General features: G+C 67.4%; 5 protein-coding genes. 1 reads left to right on the top strand and 4 read right to left on the bottom strand.

From position 1 onward, the window contains the following. The 3 genes from ACT6UX_RS29050 to ACT6UX_RS29040 all read right to left on the bottom strand — a co-directional run. Nucleotides 1-606: 50S ribosomal protein L25/general stress protein Ctc (locus ACT6UX_RS29050; RefSeq protein ID WP_444778642.1), on the bottom strand; the 606-nt coding region annotated here is incomplete at its 3' end. 75 nt (nt 607-681) lie between these two features. Next, complete coding sequence (locus ACT6UX_RS29045) at nt 682-1,614, bottom strand: ribose-phosphate pyrophosphokinase (RefSeq protein ID WP_444778641.1); 933 nt, start codon at nt 1,612-1,614, stop codon at nt 682-684. Nucleotides 1,615-1,835: 221 nt separating this feature from the next. Further along, nucleotides 1,836-3,305, bottom strand: a complete 1,470-nt coding sequence (locus tag ACT6UX_RS29040; protein WP_444778640.1) for a M81 family metallopeptidase — start codon at nt 3,303-3,305, stop codon at nt 1,836-1,838. 228 nt (nt 3,306-3,533) lie between these two features. Between ACT6UX_RS29040 and ACT6UX_RS29035 the strand changes: the two genes are divergently transcribed. After that, nucleotides 3,534-4,883 carry an MATE family efflux transporter gene (locus ACT6UX_RS29035; RefSeq protein WP_444778639.1) on the top strand — a complete coding sequence of 450 codons (1,350 nt, stop codon included), beginning with the start codon at nt 3,534-3,536 and terminating at the stop codon, nt 4,881-4,883. On the opposite strand, the gene ACT6UX_RS29030 is transcribed toward ACT6UX_RS29035, so the two are convergent. Next, nucleotides 4,880-6,520, bottom strand: coding sequence for an acyl-CoA dehydrogenase family protein (locus ACT6UX_RS29030; RefSeq protein ID WP_444778638.1), 1,641 nt, complete (start codon nt 6,518-6,520; stop codon nt 4,880-4,882). The genes ACT6UX_RS29035 and ACT6UX_RS29030 overlap by 4 nt on opposite strands. Nucleotides 6,521-6,522: the final 2 nt, after the last annotated feature.

Raw genomic sequence — 6,522 nt, 5'->3', positions numbered from 1 at the left:
GCCGTCGGCCGTCGCATCCGTCGCGGCCGCTTCGCGCGCCACGGTCGGCGCGGCGATCGACGCCACGGTGGCGTTCTTGTCGCGGGTCACCACGCGCGCGCTCTCGGGAATGTTGAGCGTCGACATGTGGATCGAGTGGCCGATCTCGAGGCCGGTCAGGTCGACCTCGAAGATCTCCGGAATCGAATCGGCGCGGGTGCGCAGCGTGATCTCGTGCATCACCACGTTCAGCACGCCGCCGCGCTTGATGCCGGGCGAGGCCAGCTCATTGCGGAAGCGCACGGGCACCTGCACGGTGATGATCGAGTCGGGGCCGATGCGCAGGAAGTCGAGATGCAGAGGCTTGTCCGTCACCGGATCGACCTGCACGTCGCGCGGCAGGACGTCGTAGTCCGTACCATCGACGGCGATCTTCATGCGGTGATTGAAGTAGCCTTCCTTGTGAATTTCGCGCTCGATCGTCTTCGGCTCGACGGCGATCATCACGGGCGGCTGCTTGTCGCCGTAGATCACGGCGGGAATCAGTCCTTCGCGACGACTGGAACGGGCGCCCCCTTTACCGGCCCGGTCCCTCATCTTCGCGACGACTTTGGTCGTCTCTGCCATCTGATATCTCCTTGGGTTGCTCTCTCATCGCGGCGTGGCCTCCAGGGGTGCCCATCGCCGGATCTCTTGAAATTACTAGTCGAAAAGGCTCGAAACAGAGGCCTCGTCGGTGATGCGCTTCATCGCCTCGGCCATCAGCGTGGCGATGCTGAGCGGCTTGATGTTGGGCGATACGCGCACCGCCTCGGTGGGCATGATCGAATCGGTGATGACCATCTTCTCGATCGGCGAGGCCGCGATGCGGGCGACCGCGCCCCCGGACAGCACGCCGTGGGTGATATAGGCCGAGACCGAGGTGGCGCCCTGGTCCATCAAGGCGACCGCGGCATTGCACAGCGTACCGCCCGAATCGACGATGTCGTCGATCAGGATGCAGTCGCGGTTCTTCACGTCGCCGATCACGTTCATGACTTCGCTGATACCAGCGGCCTCGCGGCGCTTGTCGATGATCGCGAGGTCGGCGTCGATGCGCTTGGCGATGGCGCGGGCACGGGCAACGCCGCCGGTGTCGGGCGACACGACGGTGAGATTGCGGTTGCTCAGCGTCTCCTTGATGTCCTTGGAGAAGACCGGACCGGCGTAGAGATTGTCGAGCGGGATGTCGAAGAAGCCCTGAATCTGGCCGGCATGCAGGTCGAGCGTGAGCACGCGATTGGCGCCGGCATGGGTGATCAGGTTGGCGACCAGCTTGGCCGAGATCGGCGTGCGCGAGCCGACCCTGCGGTCCTGGCGGGCATAGCCGTAATAGGGAATCACCGCGGTGATGCGGCGAGCCGAGCTGCGGCGCAAGGCATCGATGGTGATCAGCAGTTCCATCAGATGGTCGTTGGCCGGAAAGCTCGTCGACTGGATGACGAAAACGTCCTCGCCGCGAACATTCTCCAGGATCTCGACGAAGATCTCGTTGTCGGAGAAACGGCGTATATTGGCCTTGACCAGCGGCAAGGCCAGTTTGGCGGAAATGGCTTCGGCCAGCGGTTTGTTGCTGTTGCCGGTGAGAATCTTCATGTATCGCTGCCCTCGCGCCGGGGCGGGATGCTATTAAGCCGTTGTTCTAAAACGACAAAACGGCCATCCCGGGCCGCGACGGGGCGGAACATACCAATGAGTCGAAGCCCTGTAAACGCCCTGAAATACAGGACTTTTCGCCGCCCCTTGCCGCGTGCCGGTGCGCCTCGTTGCGCGACCGGCTCCCGAGGTCACGGACGCAAGCGCGCCCGCGCCTTCCCTCAGGCGTGCGGGTTGGCGACGAACGGCCACTGCGTCTTGTCGGCCTTGGTGTAGGGCAGCAGCGACCAGTCCGGCACCAGCGCGCCCGGCGCTGCGACATAGACCACCTCGCTGGCGATCGGCGCATAGGCGGCGTGGAAGTGCTGCATCGACTTCACGACGACGACCTTCTTGGTCGAGGGATCGATGCCGAGTTTGGTGAAGCAGTCGAGGCTGTGGCACTGCGAGCGCGTGGAGTTGACGATCACCGTCACCCCCTCGATCTGCAGGGCGGCGGCATCGCCGATCGGGCTGGTGCCCTTGCGGGCGCCGCCGAACTGGATGAACACGTTCTTCTCGAGCTTCAGCACCTTGGCGCGCGCATCGACCGGCGCGCCCGATTGCGGGCCGAGCTTGCCGCCGAGGCGGATGTCGAGCTCGGCGCCCTCGCCGACCTCGAAGGCGAGCTTCACGGCGCCGGGATCCCAGAACATGGCGACGGCCGCGTCCTTCACCTTGCCGTCGAGCAGCGCCTTCAGGACGAAAGTCGAATCCGAGGCCGCACCGCCGCCGGCATTGTCCGACACGTCGGCCAGCACCATCGGCTTGGGCAGGTTGTGCGAGCTGACCCGCGCCATGGCGGCGTCCAAGGTCACATAGGGCGGCTGGGTGGCCTGGCGCATGGCGAAGAATTCCTGGCCCAGCTCCCTGGCGATCTTCTCGGCCTTGGCCTTGTCGCCGTCGGTGACGGCGATGATGCGGCTGCTCATCTCCTTGATGTCGGACCACGGGAAGCCGTGGGCGACGGAGAGCGAGAGCACGCCGTCCTTGCCTTCCATCGCCATCAGCTTGTCGACGAAGCCGCGCATCGGCTCGCGCGTCGTATGGAACACGCCGATCATGCGGCAGTCCCAGGTGGCCATCACCGGCTTGGTGCGACCCTCGATGGCGCCTTCCATGACGTTGAACAGGTCTTCGGCGCGGTCAGAGACGTCGACGTGCGGATATTCCTTGAACAGGACCAGCACCGTGGCATCACGCATCGTGCCTTCGCCGATATTGCAGTGGAGGTCGAGTTCGACGCCCACGGGAACGTCCGGTCCGACGACCTTGCGCACATGGGCGAGCAGGTCGCTTTCACAGTCGTCATAGCCCTCGGCCACCATGGCGCCGTGCATCGAGAGGAACACCGCATCGACGGGCATCGCCGCCTTCAGGTCGGTGACGATCTCGTCACGGAACGCCTCGTAGACCTTCTTCACCGTCTTGCCGGCCGGCTGCGCAAACGCGCAGAGACTCTCGACCACCTGCCAGCCCTTGGCCTCGGAGCGGGCGCGCCAGACGGCGAGCGGCGCACCGAACATCGGTACCTTGTCGCCGTAGCTGCCCTTACGGAACAGGCAGGTCTCCTCGAACAGGCCGTGCCCGGTCGGAATCGAGGCAAAAGTGTTGGTCTCCGTGCCGAGGCACGCCGTGAAGATCTTCTTCATTGGAAAGAGTTACTCGCTGAACATTGGCTGGACGCTGGGCCGGAGTGTAGCGGCGCGGCGCCGGCCGGCAAAGCGAACAGGTTGTCGGCGGCTGCAGGCGAGGCCATAGTGCCGGCTGCCCTGGAGACTCCGCACATGAGTTCGCGACGTTAACGATCCTTCTCCGCCCATCCCGCCAGGGACCGGGCGCGTCGTTACAGTCGTTGTCGCTCCCGCCGGAATCCCTTCGTGTCCCATCCTCTCCTCGTCGCGCCCATCGGGCGTTCCTTGCTGCGGCTCGCGGGGCCCACGACCGCATTCATGGTGGTGCAGATCGCCGTCGTGCTGGCCGAGATCTGGCTGGTCGGCCGGCTGGGTAGCGGCGCGCTAGCCGCATTCGCACTCGTCTATCCCTTCGTCGTGATGGTGATGAACGTCTCCTCGGGCGGGCTGGGCGGCGCCGTCGCCGCGTCCATGGCACGGGCCTTGGGCGGCGGGCGGCGCGAGGACGCCCAGGCGCTGGTGATCCACGCGATGGTGCTGGCGTTCGCCTTCGCCGCGCTCTGCGCGCTGTTTGCGTGGACGGCGGCGCCGCTCCTTTACCGCATGATGGGCGGCGAGGGCGCGGTGCTGCGACAGGCACGGGCCTACAGCGACGTCTGGTTCAGTTGCGGCGTGCTGGTGTGGGCGACCAACTTTGCGTCGGCCATCCTGCGGGGCGTGGGCAGCGCGGCTTTGGCGGCGCGGTTCGGTGTCGTGGGCTCGGCGGTCTACGTGCCGTTGGCGGCATTGCTGGGGCTGGGTATCGGCGGCTGGCCAGGCTGGGGCGTGCCGGGCTTCGCGGCCGCCGGCATTGCGGCCTCCGGCCTATCGCTCGCGTTGACGGCGCGCGCGATCTGGGGTGGCAGGCTGGGCTTCGTTCCCTCGCTCGGCGGGCGCGGCCTGCAGGGCCGCCTGTTTGCGGAGATCATGGGTGTTGGCCTCGCTTCGTCGGCCGTCACCGTGGTCGGCGGCATCGGAACGATGGTGCTGACCGGACTGGTCGGCCGCTTCGGTACGTCGGCGCTGGCGGGTTACGCCATCGGCTCGCGGCTCGAGAATCTGATGGGCGCGATTTCCTACGGTATCGGCACCGGCATGCTGACCCTGATCGGCGTCGCGGCCGGCGCCGACGGCTGGGCGCGCGCACGTCGCGTCGCCTGGACCGGCAGCCTGTTTGCCGCGGCGGTGATTGGCACGATCGGCGGCGCGATCGCCTTCCTGCCGGAGCAATGGTCGCTTCTGTTCACCAGCGATCCCGCGACGATCGCTGCCTGTGTCGGCTATCTCACGCGGGCTGCCCCGTTCTACATCCTCTACGGCCTCGGCCTGACGCTGCACTTCGGCAGCCAGGGCGCCGGCCGCATGGGTGTGCCGGTCGCGGCCGTGCTGGTGCGGCTGGTCGTCACCGTCGGCGGCGGCTGGCTCGCGATCGAACTGGGGCAGGGGCTCGATGCGCTGTTCTGGGCGATGGGGATCGGGCTCGCCGTCTATGGTCTCGTGATGGGCGGCATGCTGCTGCTGCGGCCCTGGCAGGCGCGTCTTCCCTTGACGCGCTAGACCGCCAGCGCGCGGTCCATCAGTGCGGTTTCGCTGGAGCCGAGGTCGGCGCTGCCGAACTGGGCGAAGGGCGAGCCGCCCAGCCGCGTCTCGGCATAGAGCGCGGCGAAGGGCGAGTCCGCTTCGACCAGCGCGGCCACGGCGGCCAGCTTGGCCAAGCCCTCGCAGACGAAGCGCGCGCGGCGTTCGGCGGCGCCCGACTTCAGGATCTGCTCCAGCGACTGCGCCAGCGGCCCGGCCTTGAAGGCCTGGTCTGCCGTGCGCACGAGGCGTGACAGCGTGTCCGTCGCAGCTTCGGGATGACGGCCGGCCGCGCGCAGCACGTCGAGCGCCATGACGTTGCCCGAGCCCTCCCAGATCGCGTTGAGCGGCGATTCGCGGAAGTAGCGCGCCATCGGCAGGTCCTCGGTGTAGCCGTTGCCGCCCAGGCACTCGAGCGATTCGTAGACGAGCTGCGGCGTGCTCTTGCACACCAGGAACTTCACGGCCGGAGTGAGCAGGCGCGCATACGCCGCTTCGCGCAGATCGTGGGCGGCGTGCTCGGCGGCGCGGATCAGGCGGAACACCAGCGCCACCTGCGCCTCGAGCTCCAGCGCCATGTCGGAAGCGACCGCGCGCATCGCCGGCTGGTCGGCCAGCCGTCGCTGGAAGACCGAACGGTTGCGGATGTGGTGCAGCGCCTGGCTGAGCGCGATGCGCGACTGCCCGGCCGAGGCGATGGCACAGTCGAGGCGCGTCAGGTTCACCATCTCGATGATGGTGCGGACGCCCGCGCCCTCCGCGCCGACCCGTTCGGCCCAGGCGCCGTGGAACTCGACCTCGGAGGAGGCATTCGACTTGTTGCCGAGCTTGTCCTTCAGCCGCTGGAAGCGGACGGCGTTCTGCGAGCCGTCGGGCCGGTAACGCGGCATCAGGTAACAGGTGAGGCCGCCTTCAGCTTGCGCCAGCACCAGGAAGGCGTCGCACATCGGCGCCGACATGAACCATTTGTGGCCGGTGATCTCGACATGGTCGCCGTGCGCGGTGGCGCACGTGATGTTGGCACGAACGTCGGTACCGCCCTGGCGCTCGGTCATGCCCATGCCCAGTGTCACGCCGTTCTTCTCCCACCACGGCAGCGGGCGCGGATCGTAGGTGCGGGTCTGGATCTTCGGCAGCCATTTCTCGAGCAGCGCCGGCTCGGACCGCAGTGCGCCCACGCAGGCATGCGTCATGGTGATCGGGCACATGTGGCCGCTCTCGGCCTGGGTCGCGAGATAGAGCCGGACGGCGCGCGCCGCCATCGGCGCCGGCCGGTCGCTGCCGTCATGCGCCGAGGCGTGGATGCCGTGGCCAATGCTCTTGCGCATCAGCGCGTGATAGGCGGGATGGAATTCGACCAGGTCGAGCCGGTTGCCCTTGCCGTCCATGGTGCGCAGCTTTGGCGGGTTTTCGTTGGCGAGCCGCCCGAGATCGAGGGTCTCGGCCGCGCCGTAATCCCTGCCGCAGGCGGAGAGGGCCGCGAGGTCGAGGCTCGCGCGCGCCGCTGCATCGGCCAGCGGCCGGTCGGCAGAGAACAGGTCGATGTCGCCGAAGGCCGGCGACTGGTTGAACGAAGCGTCTTCGAGGAAGCCGGAAGGGTTGGGGCTTGGCGACATGG

The sequence above is a fragment of the Reyranella sp. genome (assembly GCF_052439685.1).
GTDB lineage: Bacteria > Pseudomonadota > Alphaproteobacteria > Reyranellales > Reyranellaceae > Reyranella.
This window is presented reverse-complemented; position numbering and strand designations above follow the sequence as displayed.

What these genes read in the sequence shown, in the direction of transcription:
- ACT6UX_RS29045 (WP_444778641.1), bottom strand. Translation starts at nt 1,614, where the DNA reads ATGAAGATTCTCACCGGCAACAGCAACAAACCGCTGGCCGAAGCCATT.
- ACT6UX_RS29040 (WP_444778640.1), bottom strand. Translation starts at nt 3,305, where the DNA reads ATGAAGAAGATCTTCACGGCGTGCCTCGGCACGGAGACCAACACTTTT.
- ACT6UX_RS29030 (WP_444778638.1), bottom strand. Translation starts at nt 6,520, where the DNA reads ATGTCGCCAAGCCCCAACCCTTCCGGCTTCCTCGAAGACGCTTCGTTC.